At 52.4% G+C, this 20,709-nt stretch carries 24 protein-coding genes; 16 read left to right on the forward strand and 8 right to left on the reverse strand.

The genetic code is table 11. The features are described 5' to 3' along the window. Positions 1–2 precede the first annotated feature (2 nt). Positions 3–485 (reverse strand): SsrA-binding protein SmpB, encoded by a 483-nt coding sequence (smpB, locus tag CRO19_RS14135; protein ID WP_097096384.1) that lies wholly within the window; start codon positions 483–485, stop codon positions 3–5. A 159-nt stretch (positions 486–644) separates the two neighbouring features. Here smpB and CRO19_RS14140 point away from each other — a divergent pair, with 159 nt between their 5' ends. After that, on the forward strand, positions 645–1,079 hold the full coding sequence (locus CRO19_RS14140; protein WP_097096385.1) for a type II toxin-antitoxin system RatA family toxin: 435 nt from the start codon (positions 645–647) through the stop codon (positions 1,077–1,079). Then, the gene (locus CRO19_RS14145) at positions 1,072–1,362 is read left to right on the forward strand and encodes an RnfH family protein (RefSeq protein WP_097096386.1); all 291 of its coding nucleotides are present in this window, start codon (positions 1,072–1,074) and stop codon (positions 1,360–1,362) included. The genes CRO19_RS14140 and CRO19_RS14145 overlap by 8 nt, the downstream gene beginning before the upstream one ends. A gap of 53 nt (positions 1,363–1,415) precedes the next feature. Here CRO19_RS14145 and bamE read toward each other — a convergent pair whose 3' ends face one another. The 3 genes from bamE to nadK all read right to left on the reverse strand — a co-directional run bounded on the left by bamE (position 1,416) and on the right by nadK (position 4,576). Then, on the reverse strand, positions 1,416–1,763 hold the full coding sequence (gene bamE, locus CRO19_RS14150; RefSeq protein ID WP_097096387.1) for an outer membrane protein assembly factor BamE: 348 nt from the start codon (positions 1,761–1,763) through the stop codon (positions 1,416–1,418). A 187-nt stretch (positions 1,764–1,950) separates the two neighbouring features. Then, positions 1,951–3,612 (reverse strand): DNA repair protein RecN, encoded by a 1,662-nt coding sequence (recN, locus tag CRO19_RS14155; protein WP_097096388.1) that lies wholly within the window; start codon positions 3,610–3,612, stop codon positions 1,951–1,953. An 85-nt stretch (positions 3,613–3,697) separates the two neighbouring features. After that, entirely contained in the window at positions 3,698–4,576 is an 879-nt protein-coding gene (gene nadK / locus CRO19_RS14160) for an NAD(+) kinase (protein ID WP_097096389.1), read from the reverse strand. A gap of 122 nt (positions 4,577–4,698) precedes the next feature. On the opposite strand from nadK, the gene grpE reads away from it, so the two are divergent. After that, positions 4,699–5,277, forward strand: a complete 579-nt coding sequence (gene grpE, locus CRO19_RS14165; protein WP_097097663.1) for a nucleotide exchange factor GrpE — start codon at positions 4,699–4,701, stop codon at positions 5,275–5,277. 46 nt (positions 5,278–5,323) lie between these two features. Here the strand turns inward: grpE and ung are convergent, their stop codons facing one another. Then, entirely contained in the window at positions 5,324–6,001 is a 678-nt protein-coding gene (gene ung / locus CRO19_RS14170) for a uracil-DNA glycosylase (RefSeq protein ID WP_097096390.1), read from the reverse strand. Positions 6,002–6,266: 265 nt separating this feature from the next. Here ung and grcA point away from each other — a divergent pair, with 265 nt between their 5' ends. Further along, entirely contained in the window at positions 6,267–6,650 is a 384-nt protein-coding gene (grcA, locus tag CRO19_RS14175; protein ID WP_097096391.1) for an autonomous glycyl radical cofactor GrcA, read from the forward strand. A gap of 197 nt (positions 6,651–6,847) precedes the next feature. Here the strand turns inward: grcA and srmB are convergent, their stop codons facing one another. Beyond that, positions 6,848–8,176 carry an ATP-dependent RNA helicase SrmB gene (gene srmB / locus CRO19_RS14180; protein WP_097096392.1) on the reverse strand — a complete coding sequence of 443 codons (1,329 nt, stop codon included), beginning with the start codon at positions 8,174–8,176 and terminating at the stop codon, positions 6,848–6,850. A 141-nt stretch (positions 8,177–8,317) separates the two neighbouring features. Between srmB and trmN the strand changes: the two genes are divergently transcribed. Beyond that, positions 8,318–9,067, forward strand: a complete 750-nt coding sequence (gene trmN / locus CRO19_RS14185; protein WP_097096393.1) for a tRNA(1)(Val) (adenine(37)-N(6))-methyltransferase TrmN — start codon at positions 8,318–8,320, stop codon at positions 9,065–9,067. On the opposite strand, the gene nadB is transcribed toward trmN, so the two are convergent. After that, positions 9,064–10,671 (reverse strand): L-aspartate oxidase, encoded by a 1,608-nt coding sequence (nadB, locus tag CRO19_RS14190; RefSeq protein ID WP_097096394.1) that lies wholly within the window; start codon positions 10,669–10,671, stop codon positions 9,064–9,066. The two genes, trmN and nadB, sit on opposite strands and share 4 nt — an antisense overlap. A 441-nt stretch (positions 10,672–11,112) precedes the next feature. Here nadB and rpoE point away from each other — a divergent pair, with 441 nt between their 5' ends. The 11 genes from rpoE to acpS all read left to right on the forward strand — a co-directional run bounded on the left by rpoE (position 11,113) and on the right by acpS (position 20,461). After that, positions 11,113–11,691, forward strand: a complete 579-nt coding sequence (gene rpoE / locus CRO19_RS14195) for an RNA polymerase sigma factor RpoE (RefSeq protein WP_007886161.1) — start codon at positions 11,113–11,115, stop codon at positions 11,689–11,691. Between the two features lie 27 nt (positions 11,692–11,718). Continuing rightward, a complete protein-coding gene (gene rseA / locus CRO19_RS14200) occupies positions 11,719–12,375 on the forward strand; it encodes an anti-sigma-E factor RseA (RefSeq protein ID WP_097096395.1) in 657 nt (218 codons plus the stop codon). Beyond that, positions 12,375–13,331, forward strand: a complete 957-nt coding sequence (gene rseB, locus CRO19_RS14205; RefSeq protein WP_097096396.1) for a sigma-E factor regulatory protein RseB — start codon at positions 12,375–12,377, stop codon at positions 13,329–13,331. The genes rseA and rseB overlap by 1 nt, the downstream gene beginning before the upstream one ends. Further along, positions 13,328–13,792: a SoxR-reducing system protein RseC gene (gene rseC, locus CRO19_RS14210; protein WP_097096397.1), complete on the forward strand. Its 465-nt coding sequence runs from the start codon at positions 13,328–13,330 to the stop codon at positions 13,790–13,792. The genes rseB and rseC overlap by 4 nt, the downstream gene beginning before the upstream one ends. Positions 13,793–14,009: 217 nt before the next feature. Beyond that, on the forward strand, positions 14,010–15,809 hold the full coding sequence (gene lepA / locus CRO19_RS14215; RefSeq protein WP_097096398.1) for a translation elongation factor 4: 1,800 nt from the start codon (positions 14,010–14,012) through the stop codon (positions 15,807–15,809). Between the two features lie 9 nt (positions 15,810–15,818). Then, positions 15,819–16,790 (forward strand): signal peptidase I, encoded by a 972-nt coding sequence (gene lepB, locus CRO19_RS14220; protein ID WP_097096399.1) that lies wholly within the window; start codon positions 15,819–15,821, stop codon positions 16,788–16,790. A gap of 120 nt (positions 16,791–16,910) precedes the next feature. Beyond that, positions 16,911–17,591, forward strand: a complete 681-nt coding sequence (gene rnc / locus CRO19_RS14225) for a ribonuclease III (RefSeq protein ID WP_036620136.1) — start codon at positions 16,911–16,913, stop codon at positions 17,589–17,591. A 50-nt stretch (positions 17,592–17,641) separates the two neighbouring features. Further along, positions 17,642–18,547, forward strand: a complete 906-nt coding sequence (era, locus tag CRO19_RS14230) for a GTPase Era (protein WP_008101512.1) — start codon at positions 17,642–17,644, stop codon at positions 18,545–18,547. Between the two features lie 3 nt (positions 18,548–18,550). Next, positions 18,551–19,279 carry a DNA repair protein RecO gene (gene recO, locus CRO19_RS14235; RefSeq protein WP_097096400.1) on the forward strand — a complete coding sequence of 243 codons (729 nt, stop codon included), beginning with the start codon at positions 18,551–18,553 and terminating at the stop codon, positions 19,277–19,279. 70 nt (positions 19,280–19,349) lie between these two features. Further along, complete coding sequence (pdxJ, locus tag CRO19_RS14240) at positions 19,350–20,081, forward strand: pyridoxine 5'-phosphate synthase (RefSeq protein WP_097096401.1); 732 nt, start codon at positions 19,350–19,352, stop codon at positions 20,079–20,081. Further along, a complete protein-coding gene (acpS, locus tag CRO19_RS14245; protein WP_007886180.1) occupies positions 20,081–20,461 on the forward strand; it encodes a holo-ACP synthase in 381 nt (126 codons plus the stop codon). The genes pdxJ and acpS overlap by 1 nt, the downstream gene beginning before the upstream one ends. Here acpS and CRO19_RS14250 read toward each other — a convergent pair. Then, the gene (locus CRO19_RS14250) at positions 20,458–20,706 is read right to left on the reverse strand and encodes a YfhL family 4Fe-4S dicluster ferredoxin (protein WP_097096402.1); all 249 of its coding nucleotides are present in this window, start codon (positions 20,704–20,706) and stop codon (positions 20,458–20,460) included. The genes acpS and CRO19_RS14250 overlap by 4 nt on opposite strands. Positions 20,707–20,709: the final 3 nt, after the last annotated feature.

Raw genomic sequence — 20,709 nt, forward strand, 5'->3', positions numbered from 1 at the left:
GCTTAACGCTTTGAATTCTTCATGATACGTGCTTTATCCATTTTCCATTCACGTTCTTTAACATCATCACGTTTGTCATGTTCTTTCTTGCCGCGTGCCACGCCGATTTTCAGTTTGGCCCAGGCATTTTTCCAATACATTGATAGTGCAACCACGGTAAAACCTTCGCGGTTAACACGACCGTACAGCGAATCAAGTTCGCGCTGGTTCAGCAGCAGCTTACGATTGCGCGTGGGATCACACACCACGTGTGTTGAGGCAACGGCCAGCGGCTGGAAAGTCGAGCCGAACAGATAAGCTTCGCCATCGCGCAGCAGTATGTAGCTATCGCTGATGTTAGCCTTGCCGGCACGGAGTGATTTGACTTCCCATCCTTGTAACGACATACCCGCCTCAAACTCTTCTTCAATGAAGTATTCGTGGCGTGCGCGTTTATTGAGGGCAATAGTGGCTGAACCGGGTTTGTTAGCTTTTTTCTTTGTCATAGTGCGGCGTAGTCTACATCACTCAGTTTATGGGCGCATCCCCTGTCCTGCAGGGCGGTAAAAAACACTCCATTTTAGCACACCAGGCAAAGCCGTGAATTTTTGTTTGGTGACCGAAAATGGTATTATTCAATGGTTTTGTGACGAACAGGAACCATTATGGCCCAGATTAGTCGTTCAGCGCTGGTCCCTTATAGCGCTGCGCAAATGTACCGTCTTGTGAATGATGTAGACGCATATCCGCAGTTTCTGCCGGGCTGCACGGGCAGCCGCGTGCTGGATAACAACGGGGATCAAATGACTGCGGCGGTTGATGTCTCGAAAGCGGGCATCAGTAAAACCTTCACCACCCGCAATACGTTGATCAGTAACCAGAGTATTTTAATGCAGCTGGTTGATGGCCCATTTCGAAAATTGACAGGCGGTTGGCACTTCACTTCATTAGGTGATGATGCTTGTAAAGTTGAGTTGAATCTCGATTTTGAATTTACCAATATGCTGGTTGAAATGGCATTTGGCCGTATCTTTAAAGAGCTTGCCAACAGCATGGTGCAGGCGTTCAGTCAGCGCGCGAAAGAGGTTTATCGTGCCTGATATCAGCGTCGAGGTGGTTTACGCGTTGCCCGATAAGCAGTATTTGCGCTCGATAAAAGTGGCAGAGGGCACAACGGTTGAGCAAGCCATTAACGCATCGGGTTTGTTGTCGCTACGTAAGGATATTGACTTAAATAGCAACAAAGTTGGTATTTATAGTCGCCCTGTAAAGCCAGGCGATGTTGTGCAGGATGGGGATCGTATTGAAATCTATCGTCCACTGATTGCTGACCCTAAAGAATTGCGTCGTCAACGTGCAGAACGTTCCGCTGAGAAGAAATAGCTGAGATTAAAAAACAAAAAAGGCGCCCAGGCGCCTTTTTTTATGGTGTTCACTTAGCCTTCGCTACCAGAGAGCTTTGGTTTGTTATCAATGTTGGTCAACGTACCATTGCTGTCGAAGGTCAAGGTCAGCGTCTGCTGTTTAACGCCTTCATGGCCTGGTTCCTGACGGAACACGTAATACCAAACGTTGCTGCCAAAGGGATCATGCATCATCGGCGTGCCAAGGGTATAGGCGACCTGCTGCTGCGTCATACCGTTATGAATCTTCGACACATCGTTGGCGACCAGGTAGTTCCCCTGATTGATATCCGGACGATACACAACGCGCTCAAGGGTGGAACATCCGGCGGTCATCATCAACATTACTACTGCCGCGGCAGTCAGCGTTTTACAGCGCATCTATACATTCCTTTTCTGGGGCCAAACGCCTTTCAGCAGGCTATTTTTCTGCCATCAAATTCTGAACTCTGCCTGCGGCAGGCTTTATCACTCGATCTTTATAACAGCCGATGATAATAAACCTTTTCGCTATTTGAAACCTCTACAGAGCAAGCATAAGACCACCAGTCGGAAAAAAAGTGCGTTATCAGGCGGCTAAAAGTTCTTTAGCGTTAGCCAGCGTGTTACGCGTGACTTCGCTTCCGCCCAGTAAACGGGCCAACTCTTGTAAGCGGGCACGTTTGTCCAGCGGCTGCATATGGGTTTCCGTCATCGCACCATCTGTTTCTTTGCTGACATAGAAGTGCTGATGGCCACAACCGGCAACCTGCGGCAGATGCGTTACACACATCACCTGCGTTGACTCACCAAGCTGACGGAGCATTTGCCCCACGACAGCGGCGGTTGGGCCGCTGATGCCGACATCCACTTCATCGAAAATCATCGCTGGCGTTTCCATTTTCTGGGCGGTGATCACCTGAATCGCGAGAGCTATACGCGACAGTTCACCACCTGAAGCCACTTTACCTAGCGGCTGTAAGGGTTGGCCTGGGTTAGTGGTTACGCGAAAATCAATGCGCGTCGCGCCATCAGCGGTGAGTTGATCGGCATTGAACTCCAGCACAATGGCAAACTGGCCGTGCGGCATGGCTAAGGTGCGCATGCTTTGTGTGATCAGTTGGCTCAATTCCTGCGCCGAATGTTCACGCAGTTGATGCAGTTTTTCCGCACTGGCTAATGCTGCCTGATGATGGGCTACCACCTCAGACTGCAGAAGCTCCTGGTCGCTCTCTTGCTGCGACAACTGCTCCGCTTCATCAAGCAGTTGCTGGTAAAGAACGGGTAAGGCTTCAGGGGAAACGTGATGCTTACGCGAAAGGGCAATCTGTCGTGACAGACGTTGCTCCAGTTCATGCAGACGGTTGGGATCGAGATCCAGACGTTCACAATAATGGCGCAGTTCGTCGCTGGCTTCACTGAGCTGAATTGCCGCTTCTTCCAGCAGATTGAATACGCCGCTGACTTTATTATCCAACGTCAGCAGCTCACCCAGCATATTGCGAGCGCTATACAGCAGGCTTTGCAGATTCGTGTCATCACCATCGGCCAAGATTTGGAGCGCCTGCTGGCTGGTCGAAAGCAGTTGGCCGCTGTTTGCCAGGCGTTTGTACTCTTCATCAATCTGTTCAAATTCGCCTGACTGAGGGGCAAATTCATTGAGTTCTTTTAATTGATACTGCAGCAACTCACGACGCGATTCGCGCTCTTGTGAAAGCTGCTGATGCTGCGCCAATGCCCGGCAGCTCTGATGCCAGCGCTGGTAATGCTGGCGCATCTCAGCCAGCACGCCATCATGTGCAGCGTACGCATCCAGCAGATGTTTTTGATGATCCGATTTCAGCAGCAATTGATGGGCATGCTGGCCGTGAATTTGAATCAATAATTGACCCAATTCACGTAACTGCGACAACGGCACCGATGTGCCATTGATAAAGCCACGCGACCGTCCGTCGGCACTAATCACGCGACGCAGCAGGCATTCGTTTCCTTCATCCAGCTGATTTTCTACCAGCCAGCGTTGCGCTGAGGGGGACGATTTCAACTGGAAGCGGGCGCAGATATCCGCGCGACGGGCACCCTGACGCACCATATCTGCTTCAGCGCGGCCGCCCAAACACAGACCCAGCGCATCGATTGCGATGGATTTACCTGCGCCGGTTTCTCCCGTGATCGCCGTCATACCACGATGAAAGTCGATCTCCAGTTCACGAACGATAGCAAAGTTACTGATGGTCAATTGTGCCAACATAGAATCACCTGTATGTAAAAACAGATATGGTTTTACATACAGTATAAACTGGTTTTTTATACAGTAAAGTGCTCAGCGGTGATTTTCAGAACAATTTTTTTGACCAGCCTAGCTTTGAACTTAACGTATTAAAATAGTTATAGTTTTTTGGGTGGATGAGGTTCAAATGATTGGCGCTGCGACGAATGAGGACATCTTCACCTTCCTGGATTGGTAGGGCGATCTGGCTGTCGCAGCTGATCTCCAGATCGCTACGCAAAGATGAAAAGCGCAGGCGAATCGTACTGCTGCTATTGATCACCAGCGGACGCGCGGAGAGCGTATGCGGGAACATCGGCACCAGGGTAATCGCGTCCAGCGATGGCGTAAGAATAGGGCCGCCAGCCGAGAGCGAATAGGCTGTTGAGCCGGTTGGCGTAGAGATAATCAGTCCATCGGAACGCTGTGAAAAAGCGAAAACCTCATCAATATAGACTTCAAATTCAATCATGTGCGCCACTTTACCGGGATGCAGCACGACCTCATTGATGGCGCTGCCAATTCGCGGTGAACACGCTTCCTTGCACACCTGCGCCTCCAGCAAGAAGCGGCTTTCAACGAAATAGTCGCCCTGCAACACATCATCAAGCTGCTGTTGTGCGTTGTCTGGATCGAGATCGGTGAGAAAACCGAGATTGCCACGGTTAATGCCGATGACTTTGATGTCATAGCGCGCCAATACGCGTGCCGCGCCGAGCATATTGCCATCACCACCAACAACCACGGCTAAATCGGCACGTTGGCCAATGTCCGCCAGGCTGCCGGTTTCGGCGTTTTTTAAATCCAGCTCGCGCGCAATCTGCTGCTCAACAATCACCTCATAACCCTTCGCTGTTAGCCAGCGCCAGAGCATTTCATGGGTGGTTAACGCCGTAGGATGACGCGGATGACCGACAATCCCGATGCAGTTAAAGTGTTTGTTCATTTAGCGCGAGTTCCTTATAAGCCAAAACGGCCCGGCAATGTGATGGGTTTACTTGAAACCGTCAAACTGATCCCCATAATAAGCCAACCAGCGAGATGAATGTGCAAAACGCGGAGAAATTCATGAGTAGTAAAGAACAGAACACCCCAAACGAGCAAGTCTCAGAAGAAATTCAACAGGATCAGCAGCACGTGGACGCAGAGACAACCGCTGAGGTGGATCCTCGTGATGAACGTATCGCGCAACTGGAAGCTGAATTAGCACAGTCGCAGACCGGCGTGCGTGATGCACAGCTGCGTGCGCAAGCGGAGATCGAAAACATCCGCCGCCGTACCGAGATGGATGTAGAAAAGGCGCATAAGTTTGCGCTGGAAAAATTTGCCAACGAGCTGCTGCCAGTGATTGATAGCCTGGAGCGCGCGCTGGAAGTTGCAGACAAAGATAACGCCGAACTGGCTTCGATGATTGAAGGCATCGAGCTGACGCTGAAGTCGCTGCTGGGCGCGGTGCGTAAGTTTGGTGTAGAAGTGGTTGGCGATACTAACGTGCCGTTCAACCCGGAAATCCATCAGGCGATGTCAATGATGGAGTCTGACGATATGGCGCCAAACCATGTGCTGATGGTGATGCAGCGCGGTTACACCCTTAACGGCCGCCTGTTGCGTCCGGCGATGGTGGCAGTGACGAAAGCCAAAGGCTAATCCGTTACTGTAATGACAACGGCCGCTGAATGCGGCCGTTTGTTTTTCAGGGCAAAATTGGCATCCAGTCAATCGGCGTTTGACCTGATTGGCTTAGCAGCGCGTTAGCCTGAGAAAAGTGTTTACTACCAAAAAAGCCGCGATGTGCGGAGAGCGGAGAGGGATGTGGCGCCTTCAATACATGATGTCGCTGAGTATCGATGATGCTGCCTTTCTTCTGCGCGTGCGATCCCCACAGCAAGAAAATCACGCCTTCGCGATGTTGATTGATGGCGCTGATGACGTTATCCGTAAAGGTTTCCCAGCCAAAGCGCGCGTGTGAATGCGCCTTACTGGCTTCCACCGTCAACACGGTGTTCAACAACATCACGCCTTGCGTCGCCCAGCTTTCAAGAAAACCGTGCTGCGGACGAATAAAGCCGGGAATATCCTGCTCTAATTCTTTGTACATATTTAGCAGTGACGGCGGAATAGCCACGCCTGGCAGCACCGAAAAGGCCAATCCATGTGCCTGATTTGGGCCGTGGTAGGGATCTTGCCCTAAAATGACCATTTTGATATCGCCCAATTCAGTCAGGCGGAAGGCGTTAAATACATCCTTCTGCGGCGGATAAACCGTCACGCCCGCGGCGCGTTCATTGGCAACCGCTTTGAGCGTCTCAACGAAGTAAGGTTTCTCTTTCTCTTCAGCCAGCACGTCGTGCCAGGTTAGCTTCTCAGCCATCATTGACTCCCTGCAAAATTTTGCAACTAGCTTAACGTGTCATGCTCAACAGCAGAAGGGTAAAAATAATTTGAATAATTGCAGAAAAAGTTAATTATTTAAATTGTTATGAATCAATTTGTTAGATTTAAACCGCTGATTGATGATTGGGCGAAATTGATACAGGTCAAAACAGCGGTCTTCTCGCGGTGATATACCAGAGCATTCGATAACGTCATTAACCTCGCCGTCCTGATGCGACGGCGTAATGCCCTGGAGGCCTTCTATGATTACCGGTATTCAAATTACTCAGGCAAACAATCCACAGCTATTGAACTCATTCTGGTTGCTGGATGATGATAAAGCCGAAGCGCGCTGCCTGTGCGCCAAAGGTGATTTCGTTGAAGATCAAATCGTTGCGATCAGCGATTTGGGTGAAATTGCCTATCGTGAAATCCCGCTGGAACAGAAACCGCAGGTGCGCATTGAAGGTGGCCAGCATCTGAACGTTAACGTGCTGCGTCGTGAAACGCTGGAAGATGCGGTAAACCATCCAGAAAAATATCCGCAGTTGACCATCCGCGTTTCTGGTTATGCAGTTCGTTTCAACGCGCTGACGCCAGAACAGCAGCGTGATGTGATTACCCGTACGTTCACCGAAAGCCTGTAATTTTAGCGCTGACGAAAATACACACAGCAATACAAGCCGCGTCGAGGCCGATCGACGCGGCTTTTTTGCTTTTTAGGGGTTCAGTTCAGTGGACCGGATCGTAGTCTTAAAGTAATTCCACTGCGAAAGCAGTATTTCGCTACGCTTAAATAAAAAAATCGCCTCAAAAGAGGCGATTAAATGTAGTGAGTGCTGTTTTATTCCGCACCGGATTCTGACGCCTCGCTGCCGCTTGGCTTGCGGCGTTTACCGACATTTTTGGTATCGCGATGGCGTTTTTTCACGCGCGGTTTCTCTTCTTCTTTCTCTTTCTTCTCTTTACGCTTCGCCAGCGCCTTTTTCGACGGTTTTCCGGTTACTTTGGCACTTGGCGCGCGGCTTGCTGGACGCAGCTCTTCAATCACGCGCGCTTTCAACGGTTCGTTGATGTAACGGGTGATTTTGCCCAGCAGCACGTGATCGTGCGCTTCAACCAGAGAGATCGCGGTACCTTTACGGCCCGCACGCGCAGTACGACCTATACGATGCAGGTAGGTATCAGCGGTGCGTGGCAAATCGTAGTTAATGACGTGCGAAATATCGTCAATGTCGATACCGCGCGCGGCAATGTCAGTGGCGATCATCACCTTAACGCGGCCATCATTCATGCGCTTGATGGCTTCGTTACGGTTCACCTGCACCATTTCACCTTCAAGATAGCTCGTGCGAATGCCGGCTTCGTGCAGCCAGGTAACCAGCTCATGCAGACGCTCACGTTTGCGTACAAACACGATAACGCGCGTTGCATCGGGCTGGTTCAGCAGGTGAATCAGCAGCTTGTTTTTATGCTCGAGGTCGTCGGCGCGGTAATACCATTGCTGAATCTTTTTACGTTCGCTTTTGCTTGGGTCGGCCTCAATGAAAACCGGCTCGTTCAGCAAGCGCTCAGCGAAGTCTTTAATGTGTTCGCCTTCCAGCGTCGCAGAGAACAGCAGCGTCTGTTTGCGCCAGCGGGTTTCTGCGGCGATGGTCTCGATATCCTGAGCGAAGCCCATGTCGAGCATGCGGTCAGCTTCATCAAGAATCAGCGTTTCGACGGCGCGGCAGTCGAAGTTCTCTTCTTTGATGTACTGTAGTAAGCGGCCGGTGGTCGCCACCACGATATCCTGGTTTTCGCTGAAGACTTCAGCATGGTTCATATACGCCACGCCGCCGGTGATAGTGGCGATATCAAGGTGCGTATGTTTAGCCAGTTCACGTGCGTGATCGGCAACCTGCATCGCCAGTTCACGCGTCGGGGTAACAATCAGAATGCGCGGTGGGCCTGACTTTTTGCGCGGAAAATCGAGCAAATGCTGTAAAGCGGGCAGCAAAAACGCTGCAGTTTTCCCCGTCCCGGTTGGAGCCGAACCCAGAACGTCACGGCCTTCCAGCGCGGCAGGAATGGTCTCGGCCTGAATAACAGTAGGGCGAGTGAAGCCTTTTTCCTGCAAAGCTTGTAGCAGGCTTTCGTCGAGTTCGAGTTCGGAGAATGTGGTTACGGTCATGGTCTACCTCAGTTTGGGGCGCTGATTATAGACAGAACGAATATAATCTTCATCTGTTTGTGTAGGTATTACAGGCGCAGGTGAATTCCCATCCCCACCACGTTACACTTCCGGCAGTAAAAAATTCAATGGTAGTTAAGCATGTCTCAGGACCAACCGCCGGTGCGGGCGACGTTAAGAAAAGATGGTTTTACCTTTAAGCAGTTTTTTGTAGCGCACGATCGCTGTGCGATGAAAGTCGGTACGGATGGCGTATTAATCGGTGCCTGGGCACCGGTTGCGGGTGTGCGCCGCATTCTCGACATTGGCTGCGGTAGCGGGCTAATTGCGTTAATGCTGGCCCAACGCACGCCGCAACCGGTTGAAATTGATGCGGTTGAACTGGAAGCCAATGCGGCGAGCCAGGCGCAGGAAAATATGCAGGCCTCGCCGTGGGCGGATCGAATAACGGTCCATCATCAGGATATCGTGAGCTGGAGCAAGCAGTGTGAAAAGCGCTACTCACTGATCGTCAGTAATCCGCCTTTCTTTGCGCCAGGCATGGCTTCCAGCAGCGCAGAGCGAGATGCCGCGCGCAGCACCACCACGCTCGATCATCGCACGCTGCTGCGCTGTGCCGCACAGCTGATCGAAGAAGAGGGCCTGTTTTGCGTGGTGCTGCCCGCTGAGGCGGGTGAAACGCTGATTTCGCTGGCGCAGGCGGATGGATGGCATCTGCGTTATCGCTACGACGTTGCCGCTTATGCCCAGCGTCCGCCGAATCGCCTGGTGCTGGGCTTTTCACCCACCGCTGGCGAAACGTTGCTGGAACGTCTTGCCATTCGTAATGAAGATAAAAGCTATTCGGCAGATTGGCTCAGCCTGGTCAAAGCGTTCTACCTATTCCGCTAACTTTTAGGCTGCAGGATGGTGGGTAACGCGTCGGCAAGAAGCTCGGGATTGTCGAGGGTGAAGTGCAGCCCGCGGCTCTCTTTGCGCTCCAGCGCACAGCGCACCATCAGCTCGGCGACCTGTACCAGATTGCGCAGTTCCAGCAGATTGTTAGAGAGGCGGAAGTGAGCGTAGTACTCATCGATCTCCTGCTGCAACAAATTGATACGCCGTAGCGCGCGCTCCAGACGTTTGGTGGTGCGCACAATGCCCATGTAATCCCACATAAAGAGCCGCAGCTCATGCCAGTTGTGTTGGATAACAACCCGTTCATCTGCATCATCTACGCGGCTCTCATCCCATGCAGGCAAATGTTCGACTGCGGTGACATCGGGTAGGCTAGCGATCATGTCTTCAGCCGCTGACCATCCATAAACCAGGCACTCCAGTAGCGAATTTGATGCCATCCGATTCGCGCCATGCAAACCGGTGTAGCTGACTTCGCCAATGGCATACAGCCCGTCAACGTCGGTACGGCCCTGTTGATCGACCATCACGCCGCCGCAGGTGTAGTGTGCTGCGGGTACGATGGGAATCGGATCTTTGGTGAGATCGAGGCCAAACGTCAGCAGCTTTTCATAGATCATCGGGAAGTGCGCACGCACAAAACTCTCCGGCTGATGGCTGATGTCGAGATACATGCAATCAACGCCCAGGCGTTTCATCTCGTGATCGATGGCACGGGCCACGACGTCGCGCGGCGCCAGCTCGGCGCGTTGATCAAAATCTGGCATAAAGCGCGTGCCGTCGGGACGCAACAGCCAGGCACCTTCACCGCGCAATGCTTCGGTTAACAGGAAGTTCTGCGCCTGCGGATGGAATAAACAGGTGGGATGGAATTGATTGAATTCCAGATTGGCCACGCGGCAGCCGGCGCGCCATGCCATGGCAATACCATCGCCCGATGCGACATCGGGGTTGGTGGTGTACTGATACACTTTCGCCGCACCGCCTGTCGCTAGCACCACGGCGCGCGCGCGGCAGGTTTCTACCTGTTCACGATTGCGGTTCCAGATCCACGCGCCCACTACGCGACGTTTCCCTGGCAGGCCGAGTTTATCGGAGAGGATCAAATCCACCGCATTAGTGCGTTCAATAATACGGATATTGGGATGGCTAAGCGCCTGGCTTACCAACGTGGTTTCCACCGCGCGACCGGTGGCATCGGCACTGTGCAGAATGCGACGATGACTGTGGCCGCCTTCACGCGTGAGGTGGTAACGTGCTTCCCCATCACCGTGCGGCTCTTTGTCAAAGGCGACGCCATTATCAATCAGCCATTGCACGCAATGACGCGCGTTGCTGGCAATAAAGTTTACGGTGTCGCGATCGCACAAGCCTGCACCGGCAATCAGCGTATCTTCCACATGCGATTCAATGCTGTCGGTCTCATCAAATACGGCCGCGATTCCGCCTTGGGCATATAGAGTTGAACCCTCATTGACCTGGGCTTTGCTCAGCACGGTAACCTGATAATGCGGTGCCAGGCGTAATGCTAATGACAAACCTGCGGCACCGCTTCCGACGATAAGCACATCACACTGATATTCAGGGAGCGTAGTCATAATGTTTAATTTACTAAACAAAAGGTGGCTTGAGCATAAGCCCGGATGCGGTTGCTGTGAAGTATTTTGAACAAGATACGTGGAAAAATTATCCAGCAAAGAGAGATTGTAACGCGATATCAGTGAGTTAAGTTGAAAAATAAACAGAACGTGTTTTTTATATCAAACACTCTGAAAATTCAGGTAATAAAGATGAAAATGCAGGCGTCATAAGGTACTCTGCCAGCGATTATCGGTGCCGCAAAAGACACCGCCAGTGTGGCAAGTCGCTACACTGAAAGACAATCAACAACAATGATGTCGTGGTTCCGATACGGAAAAATTCTGGTCGTAGTGAACTTCAGGCCAACAGATCACTCTAAGCGCATGCTTGCTCAGAACAATGAGATGTGCTGGCAGTTCACTTACGCATAAAAAAGTTTTGGGGAGACATTACCTCGGATGAGCGAGCAGTTAACGGATCAGGTTCTCGTTGAGCGGGTTCAGAAGGGAGATCAAAAGTCCTTTAATCTACTGGTGATTCGTTACCAGCATAAAGTGGCGAGCCTGGTTTCACGCTATGTTCCTTCAGGCGATGTGCCTGACGTGGTTCAGGAATCTTTTATTAAAGCGTATCGCGCACTGGAATCATTCCGTGGCGACAGCGCCTTTTATACATGGCTGTACCGCATTGCGGTTAACACAGCGAAAAATTATCTGGTTGCTCAGGGGCGACGTCCACCATCCAGCGATGTGGATGCGATTGACGCGGAAAATTTTGAAAGTGCAGGCGCACTGAAAGAAATTTCGAACCCTGAGAACTTAATGTTGTCTGAGGAACTGAAACAAATCGTCTTTCGCACCATTGAGGCGCTTCCCGAAGATCTTCGTATGGCTATTACCCTCAGGGAATTGGATGGCCTAAGTTACGAAGAGATTGCCGTCATCATGGATTGTCCGGTTGGTACCGTACGTTCGCGTATCTTCCGTGCACGAGAGGCTATTGATAATAAAGTTCAACCGCTTATCCAACGTCAGTGATAACGGCTACTGGAAGGGTACCAAAGCATGCAGAAAGAAAAACTTTCCGCTTTAATGGATGGTGAAACTTTAGATAACGAAGTGTTGGCATCGTTGTCCAGGGATACGGATCTTCAGCAAAGCTGGGAAAGCTACCACATCATCCGCGACACCTTGCGAGGTGATATCGGAGAAGTGCTGCATTTTGATATCTCCGCACGCGTGGCTGCGGCCATCGAAAATGAGCCAGCGCGCAAAGTGACTCCGCTGATCCCTGAAGCGCAGCCTGAGCCGTCTCGTTATGAGAAAATGCCGTTTTGGCGCCGCGGTGGGAGCTGGGCTGCTCAACTGACTCAGGTTGGTGTGGCGGCTTGCGTATCACTGGCAGTCATCGTTGGTGTTCAGCATTTCAACAGTTCTCCATCGGGCAGTGCTACTGAAGCCTCTGATTCACCAGCGTTTAATACGCTGCCAATGATGGGTAAAGCATCGCCAGTTAGCTTGGGCGTGCCTTCAGAAGCATTTGATACCAACAGCTCTAACCAGCAGGTGCAGGAACAGCGTCGTCGCGTGAATGCCATGCTGCAGGATTATGAGTTGCAACGTCGTCTGCATGCCGATCAGGTTCAGTTTGAAAAGAACGATCCGCAACAGGCTCAGGCTAATGTTCCCGGAAATCAGTCGTTAGGAACTCAGCAGCAGTAATGAAGCAGCTTTGGTGTGCCGTTAGCCTGCTGGCAGGCAGCCTGTTTTGCTCATCTATCGCCTCGGCGCAGACCTCTGCGTCCGGGGCGTTGTTGCAACAGATGGAGCAGGCAAGCCAGAACCTCAACTACGAATTTGCCTACATCAATGTCTCGCGCCTTGGCATTGAATCTCTGCGTTATCGTCACGCGGTTATCGACAATCGTATCTTCGCCCAACTCTTGCAGATGGATGGGCCGCGCCGTGAAGTCATCCAGCGTGGTAATGACATCAGCTATTTCGAGCCAGGATTGGATCCTTTCTCTCTGCCGGGCAATCACATTATTGATGCGCTACCTGGGTTAATGTTCGCGGACTTCTCCCGTTTGGGTGAGGCCTACGATTTCATCCCGGTGGGGCGCTCGCGCATGGCCGATCAGCTGTGTGAAGTGGTGCGCATCGTGTCACGTGATGGTACGCGCTACAGCTATGTGGTGTGGCTGGATGTCGATACCAAATTGCCGCTGCGGATCGATCTGCTGGATCGTGATGGCGAAACGCTGGAGCAGTTCCGCGTGATCAGTTTTGCCGTCGATGAAGGCGTACGTAATTTGATGCAGGGGCTGGAAAAGGCCAACTTGCCGCCTTCGCTATCGTTACCGGCTGGTGACAAAGTTGAACTCAGTTGGCAGCCAAACTGGCTTCCGGCGGGCATGAAGCTGATTTCACAAAGCCGACGTGATATTCCGTCGATGAACAAAACCGTTGAATCTCGTCTGTATAGCGATGGCTTATTTAGTTTTGCTATCAATATCACCCCTGCCGATAAAAGCAGTAGCGTGCAAGCATTGCGCACTGGGCGTCGTACGGTGCAGACAGAAGTGCGCGATAATCGTGAAATTACGGTGGTGGGTGAATTACCGCCCGCCACTGCCAAACGTATTGCGGACAGTATAGATTCGGGTGCACAAAAATGATGAGAGAATGGGCCACCGTTGTGGCGTGGAAAGAAGGTGTTGCCACGCTGCACACGGAAGCAAAAACCTCGTGTAATAGCTGCTCAGCACGCAAAGGCTGTGGCAGCCACGCACTTAATCAGCTGGGCCCTAAAAACGCCCACGTGATGACAATCGCCAGCGCTGAGCCGCTCCAACCGGGTCAGCGTATTGAGTTGGGCATCCGTGAAAGTAGCCTTTTGGGTTCAGCGTTGCTGGTTTACATGACGCCGCTGTTTGGCCTGTTTTTAGTTGCAGGGATTTTTCAGATGCTGTTCCACAGCGATTTAGCGGCGGCCTGTGGCGCGCTGTTGGGCGGAATCGGTGGCTTTATTGTCGCTAAAGGTGTTTCTAACTTATTTGGCGATCGCGAGGCTTTTCAGCCCGTGATTCTCAGCGTTGCGTTACCTCCTGATGCACTGCGTGTGGAAAACGAAGCTTGATCCCCATCAGGCCGCGTCTAGTGCGGCCTTTTTCGTTCTGCTTAATCTCTGAATTCTGTTGCGATTCCCCACAGTTCCATTCTTTAACGCGCGACGTTAACAGTGTAATATGCGTCGTCATTAATGAGGCCGACAAGGTTTCGGGGAAAGCTCCCTTTCCTGAAAGTGTCTGTGCTCAAGTTTTCCACTGATTTTTTACGTGAAGATATTCATATAAATGAAGCACATACGAAATTTCTCCATCATCGCTCACATTGACCACGGCAAATCAACGCTCTCTGACCGTTTGATTCAAATTTGTGGTGGCCTGAGCGATCGTGAGATGGCTGCGCAAGTTCTTGACTCAATGGATTTGGAACGTGAGCGCGGCATTACCATTAAAGCGCAGAGCGTAACGCTCGATTACAAAGCGCTGAACGGTGAAACTTACCAGCTCAATTTTATCGATACTCCGGGTCACGTTGACTTCTCCTATGAAGTATCCCGTTCGCTGGCGGCGTGTGAAGGAGCATTGCTGGTGGTCGATGCAGGACAGGGCGTTGAAGCACAGACGCTGGCAAACTGCTACACCGCAATGGAAATGGATCTGGAAGTGGTACCGGTACTGAACAAAATCGACCTGCCTGCGGCCGATCCTGAGCGTGTGGCGGAAGAGATTGAAGATATCGTCGGCATCGATGCGACCGACGCGGTACGTTGCTCGGCGAAAACCGGCATCGGCGTACCCGATGTGTTGGAACGTTTGGTGCGCGATATTCCGCCGCCAGAAGGCGATCCAGAAGGTCCTTTACAGGCGCTGATCATCGACTCATGGTTCGATAACTATCTTGGTGTGGTGTCGCTGATTCGCATTAAGAACGGCACGCTGCGCAAAGGCGACAAAGTGAAGGTCATGAGCTCTGGCCAAAGCTATAACGCTGACCGCTTAGGTATCTTCACGCCAAAACGCGTTGATCGCAACGAGTTGAACTGCGGTGAAGTAGGCTGGTTGGTGTGCGCGATTAAAGACATCCTCGGCGCGCCAGTGGGCGATACGCTGACCTTGCAGCGCAATCCGGCGGAAAAAGTGTTGCCGGGCTTCAAAAAAGTGAAGCCACAGGTTTACGCTGGCCTGTTCCCAATCAGTTCCGACGACTATGAAGCATTCCGTGATGCGCTGGGCAAACTGAGTCTGAACGATGCGTCACTGTTCTACGAGCCAGAGAGCTCAACCGCGCTGGGCTTCGGTTTCCGCATCGGCTTCCTCGGTCTGTTGCACATGGAGATCATTCAGGAACGTCTGGAGCGCGAGTACGATCTCGATCTGATCACCACCGCGCCAACCGTAGTGTATGAAGTGGAAACCACCGACGGTCAAACGATTTACGTCGACAGCCCGTCGAAATTGCCACCGCTGAATAACATCGCCGAACTGCGCGAGCCGATCGCTGAGTGTCATATGCTGCTGCCGCAGGAGTTCCTCGGCAACGTCATTACGCTGTGTATCGAAAAACGTGGCGTGCAAACCAACATGGTTTACCACGGCAAGCAGGTCGCGCTGACGTACGAAATTCCGATGGCTGAAGTGGTACTCGATTTCTTCGACCGTCTGAAATCAACGTCACGCGGTTATGCGTCGCTGGATTATAACTTCAAACGTTTCCAAACCTCTGACATGGTGCGTGTCGACGTGATGATTAACTCAGAACGTGTTGATGCGCTGGCGCTGATTACTCACCGTGATAACTCGCAATATCGTGGCCGCGATCTGGTGGAGAAGATGAAAGATCTGATCCCTCGTCAGCAGTTTGATATTGCGATTCAGGCGGCAATCGGCAACCACATTATCGCTCGCTCAACGGTCAAGCAGCTGCGTAAAAACGTCCTGGCGAAATGCTATGGCGGTGACGTTAGCCGTAAGAAGAAACTGTTGCAGAAGCAGAAAGACGGTAAGAAGCGAATGAAGCAGGTCGGCAACGTTGAGCTGCCGCAGGAAGCATTCCTTGCCATTCTGCATGTCGGTAAAGACAGCAAATAAGGATTTTTAATGGCTAACATGTTCGCCCTGGTTTTAGTGATCGCCACGCTGGTCACTGGCATTATCTGGTGTATCGATCGCTTTAAATGGGCTCCGGCTCGTCGTGCTAAACAAGCTGCGGCACAAGCGCAGGCAGGCAACGCGCTCGACAGTAAAACGTTGGCGAAAGTCGCAGCGCAACCGGGTTGGGTTGAAACTACGGCATCGGTATTCCCGGTGCTGGCAGTGGTGTTGATCGTGCGTTCATTTATTTTTGAGCCGTTCCAGATTCCATCAGGTTCAATGATGCCAACGCTGCTGATTGGCGACTTCATCCTCGTAGAGAAGTTTGCCTACGGTATTAAAGATCCGATTGCGCAAAATACGCTGATCCCTACCGGTCATCCGCAGCGTGGTGATGTCGCGGTCTTCAAATACCCGAAAGATCCAAGCGTCGATTACATCAAGCGCGTGATTGGTTTGCCGGGCGACAAAGTGGTGTTTGATCCGTACAGCAAAACCCTGACTATCAATCCGGGTTGCAGCAGCGGCAATTGCGACACGGCACTGCCGGTGACGTACACTAACGTTGAGCCAAGCAACTTCATTCAGACCTTCAGCGGTTTCGATGGTAATGAAACCGGCAACGGCTTCTTCGAAGCACCGCAGGGCGAAACCATGAAGGGCGGCCTGCGTCTCGGCACGCGTAAAGAGACATTGGGCAACGTAACGCACGATATCTTGTTAGTAAACGAAGCGCAGAGTCAGGCAAGCATGTATTATCAGCAGCCGGGTCAGCCGCAATCGACCTGGATTGTGCCGGAAGGGCAGTATTTCATGATGGGTGATAACCGTGATAACAGCGCCGACAGCCGCTACTGGGGCTTTGTGCCCGAGAAGAATCTGGTTGGCAAAGCGGTTGCTATCTGGATGAGCTTCGAGAAACAAGAAGGACAGTGGCCGACCGGCGTGCGCTTTAGCCGCATTGGTGGGATTCACTAATTAGCTTTAAAAAAAGGTTGGCCTTCCGTAAGGGAGGCCAGTGCACACGAAACAGAACAGGTTGGTACGCAGCCCTGTTTCGTATGCAGAGTGACAGACGCACAGAACAACTGGAATCGCATGAACCCCATCGTCATTAACAAGCTGCAGCGCAAACTGGGCTACACTTTTACTCATCCGGATTTATTGCAGCAGGCATTGACGCACCGTAGTGCCAGCAGCAAACACAATGAACGTCTTGAATTCCTTGGCGATTCTATTCTCAGCTACGTGATCGCTAATGCGCTTTATCACCGCTTCCCGCGCGTCGATGAAGGCGATATGAGCCGCATGCGTGCCACGCTGGTGCGCGGCAATACGTTGGCAGAGATGGCGCGTGAATTTGACCTCGGCGAATGTTTACGTCTTGGTCCGGGCGAGCTGAAAAGCGGCGGTTTCCGTCGGGAATCGATTCTCGCGGATACCGTTGAGGCGCTGATTGGCGGCATTTTCCTTGATAGCAGCATTCAGACCGTCGAAAAGCTGATTCTTGATTGGTATCACTCGCGTCTGGAGCAGATCAGCCCAGGCGATAAGCAAAAAGATCCGAAAACGCGCCTGCAAGAGTATTTGCAAGGGCGTCACCTGCCGCTGCCCTCGTATCTGGTGGTGCAGGTGCGTGGCGAAGCCCACGATCAGGAATTCACCATTCACTGTCAGGTGAGTGGTATGGCAGAACCGGTGGTGGGCATTGGTTCCAGCCGCCGTAAAGCCGAGCAAGCTGCCGCCGAACAGGCATTAATTAAGCTTGGCCTCGAATAAATAAGTCACATCGCAGCGTCGAAAGCGGCGCTGCCCAAGTCAGGACTCGAATGAGCGAACTCGAAACATATAGCGGCTTTGTCGCGATTGTAGGCCGACCAAACGTCGGTAAATCCACTTTGCTGAACCAGTTGCTGGGACAGAAGGTGTCGATCACTTCACGCAAGCCGCAAACCACGCGTCACCGTATTATGGGCATCCACACCGAAGGCGCTTATCAGGCGATCTACGTGGATACGCCAGGGCTGCACATGGAAGAGAAGCGGGCGATCAACCGCTTGATGAACCGTGCAGCCAGCAGCTCCATCGGAGATGTTGAGCTGGTAATCTTTGTGGTTGAAGGCACGCGCTGGACGCCAGACGACGAGATGGTGCTTAACAAGCTGCGTGATAACAAAGTTCCTGTGGTATTGGCGATCAATAAAGTCGATAACATTCAGGATAAGAGCATTCTATTGCCCCATCTGCAGTTCCTCAGCCAGCAGATGAACTTCCTTGAAATCGTACCAATCTCTGCGGAAAGCGGCAAAAACGTTGACGCTATTGCAGCGATTGCGCGCAAATGCCTGCCAAAATCTGAGCATCATTTCCCGGAAGATTACGTCACCGACCGATCGCAGCGTTTTATGGCATCTGAGATCATCCGTGAAAAATTGATGCGCTTCCTTGGCGCTGAGCTGCCTTATTCCGTCACCGTAGAAATTGAGCAGTTCGTCTCTAACGATCGCGGCGGCTATGACATCAATGGCCTGATCCTTGTTGAGCGCGAAGGCCAGAAGAAGATGGTGATCGGCAATAAAGGCGCCAAGATCAAAACCATCGGCATTGAATCGCGTAAAGACATGGAAGAGATGTTTGAGGCGAAAGTGCATCTTGAACTGTGGGTTAAAGTGAAATCTGGCTGGGCGGACGATGAACGTGCGCTGCGCAGCTTAGGTTACTCTGACGAAGGTTAATCAATGGAAGGCTGGCAACGCGCCTTTGTGCTGCATAGTCGCCCTTACAGCGAAACCAGCCTGCTCCTCGATCTGTTCAGCGAAAGCGAAGGGCGCGTCCGCGTCCTTGCCAAAGGCGCCCGTTCGCGCCGCTCTCAATTAAAAGGCGCGCTGCAACCCTTCACGCCACTGCTGGTGCGCTGGGGCGGCCGCGGCGACGTCAAAACGCTGCGCAACGCCGAAGCCGTTTCACTGGCATTACCGCTGAGCGGCATCACGCTCTACTGCGGGCTGTACGTTAATGAACTGCTTTCACGCGTGCTGGAGCAGCAAATTCCCTTCTCTGACATGTTCTTCGATTATCTGCATTGCATCCAAACGCTGGCGGCAGGCAACGGCTCGCCTGAACCGGCGCTACGCCGCTTTGAGCTGGCGCTACTGGGACATCTTGGTTACGGCGTGGATTTCCTGCACTGCGCCGGCAGCGGCGAAGAGATCGCCGATGAGATGACCTACAGCTATCGTGAAGAGAAAGGGTTTATTGCCAGTTTGGTGGTGAACCAGCGTAGCTTTACCGGCCGTCAGCTGCGGGCAATATGGGAACGTGATTTTCCGGATGCTGATAGCCTGCGCGCTGCTAAACGCTTTACGCGCATGGCACTGAAGCCCTATCTTGGTGGTAAGCCGCTGAAGAGTCAGGAGCTGTTTCGCCAGTTTGTGCCAAAAAAGAAACCCGATGTGGCAAACGACTAGCGCTGGTTCTACCGCCTGATATATTCAGCACGGTACACTGCAAACACACTGAACACATTTAAGGATTGTCATGGCTGAGTTGCTGTTAGGCGTCAACATTGACCACATTGCTACCGTGCGCAATGCGCGTGGCACAAACTATCCCGATCCGGTACAGGCCGCGTTTGTTGCCGAGCAGGCCGGTGCCGACGGCATTACCGTGCATCTGCGTGAAGATCGTCGCCACATTACCGACCGCGACGTGCGCATTCTGCGTGATACCATTCAGACGCGCATGAATCTGGAGATGGCGGTCACGGACGAGATGATCGACATTGCCTGCGAAATCAAACCACACTTCGTTTGTCTGGTGCCGGAAAAGCGTCAGGAAGTCACCACCGAAGGTGGGCTGGATGTGGCTGGCCAGCAGGATAAAATCAATGCGGCGGTGCGTTTGCTAAGTGAAGCGGGGATTTTGGTGTCGCTGTTTATCGATGCCGATCATCGCCAGATTGAAGCCGCCGTTGCCAGTGGCGCGCCCTATATTGAAATTCACACCGGCGCGTACGCCGAAGCGCCAGAAGGACTCGAGCGCCAGGCTGAGCTGTCGCGTATCCGAAAAGCCGCTACCTTCGCGGCCAGCCTTGGCCTGAAAGTGAATGCCGGCCACGGTTTGACCTACCATAACGTACAGCCGATTGCTGAACTGCCTGAGATGCATGAGCTGAATATCGGTCACGCAATCATTGGTCGCGCGCTGTTTAGCGGTTTGGCGGATGCGGTTACTGAGATGAAACAACTGATGCGGGAAGCGCGTCGCTAATGGCGATTCTCGGACTTGGCAGCGACATCGTAGAGATCGAGCGTATCGCGGGCGTGATTGAGCGTTCCGGCGATCGCCTGGCGCGCCGCGTATTGAGCGAAGCCGAGTGGCAGCAATATCAGGCGCACCAGCAGCCGGTGCGTTTTCTTGCCAAGCGTTTTGCGGTAAAAGAAGCGGCCGCGAAAGCGTTCGGTACCGGCATTCGCGGTGGCCTGGCGTTCAATCAGTTTGAAGTGTACAACGACGCGCTGGGCAAGCCGGGGTTACGTTTCTTTGAACAGGCTAAAGTGATTGCCAGCCAGCTCGGCGTACAGCACGTGCATGTGACGTTAGCGGATGAACGCCATTACGCTTGCGCGACGGTAATTATCGAGAACTAAGGGTGCAACACCACAAATTTCTCCCACAGCATCTCACGACTTTCCGGGTGCTGTGGATCCGCAATAATGGTGTTATCAATCGGGCAGACGCTTTGGCAGGTCGGCACATCATAATGGCCCACGCATTCGGTGCAGCGGTCAACATCAATCTCATAGATCGCGTCGCCTAAGCTGATTGCCTGATTTGGGCATTCAGGTTCGCACATATCGCAGTTGATGCATTTTGTGGTGATGACTAGGGCCATAGC

This window comes from Candidatus Pantoea floridensis, assembly GCF_900215435.1.
Lineage (GTDB): Bacteria > Pseudomonadota > Gammaproteobacteria > Enterobacterales > Enterobacteriaceae > Pantoea > Pantoea floridensis.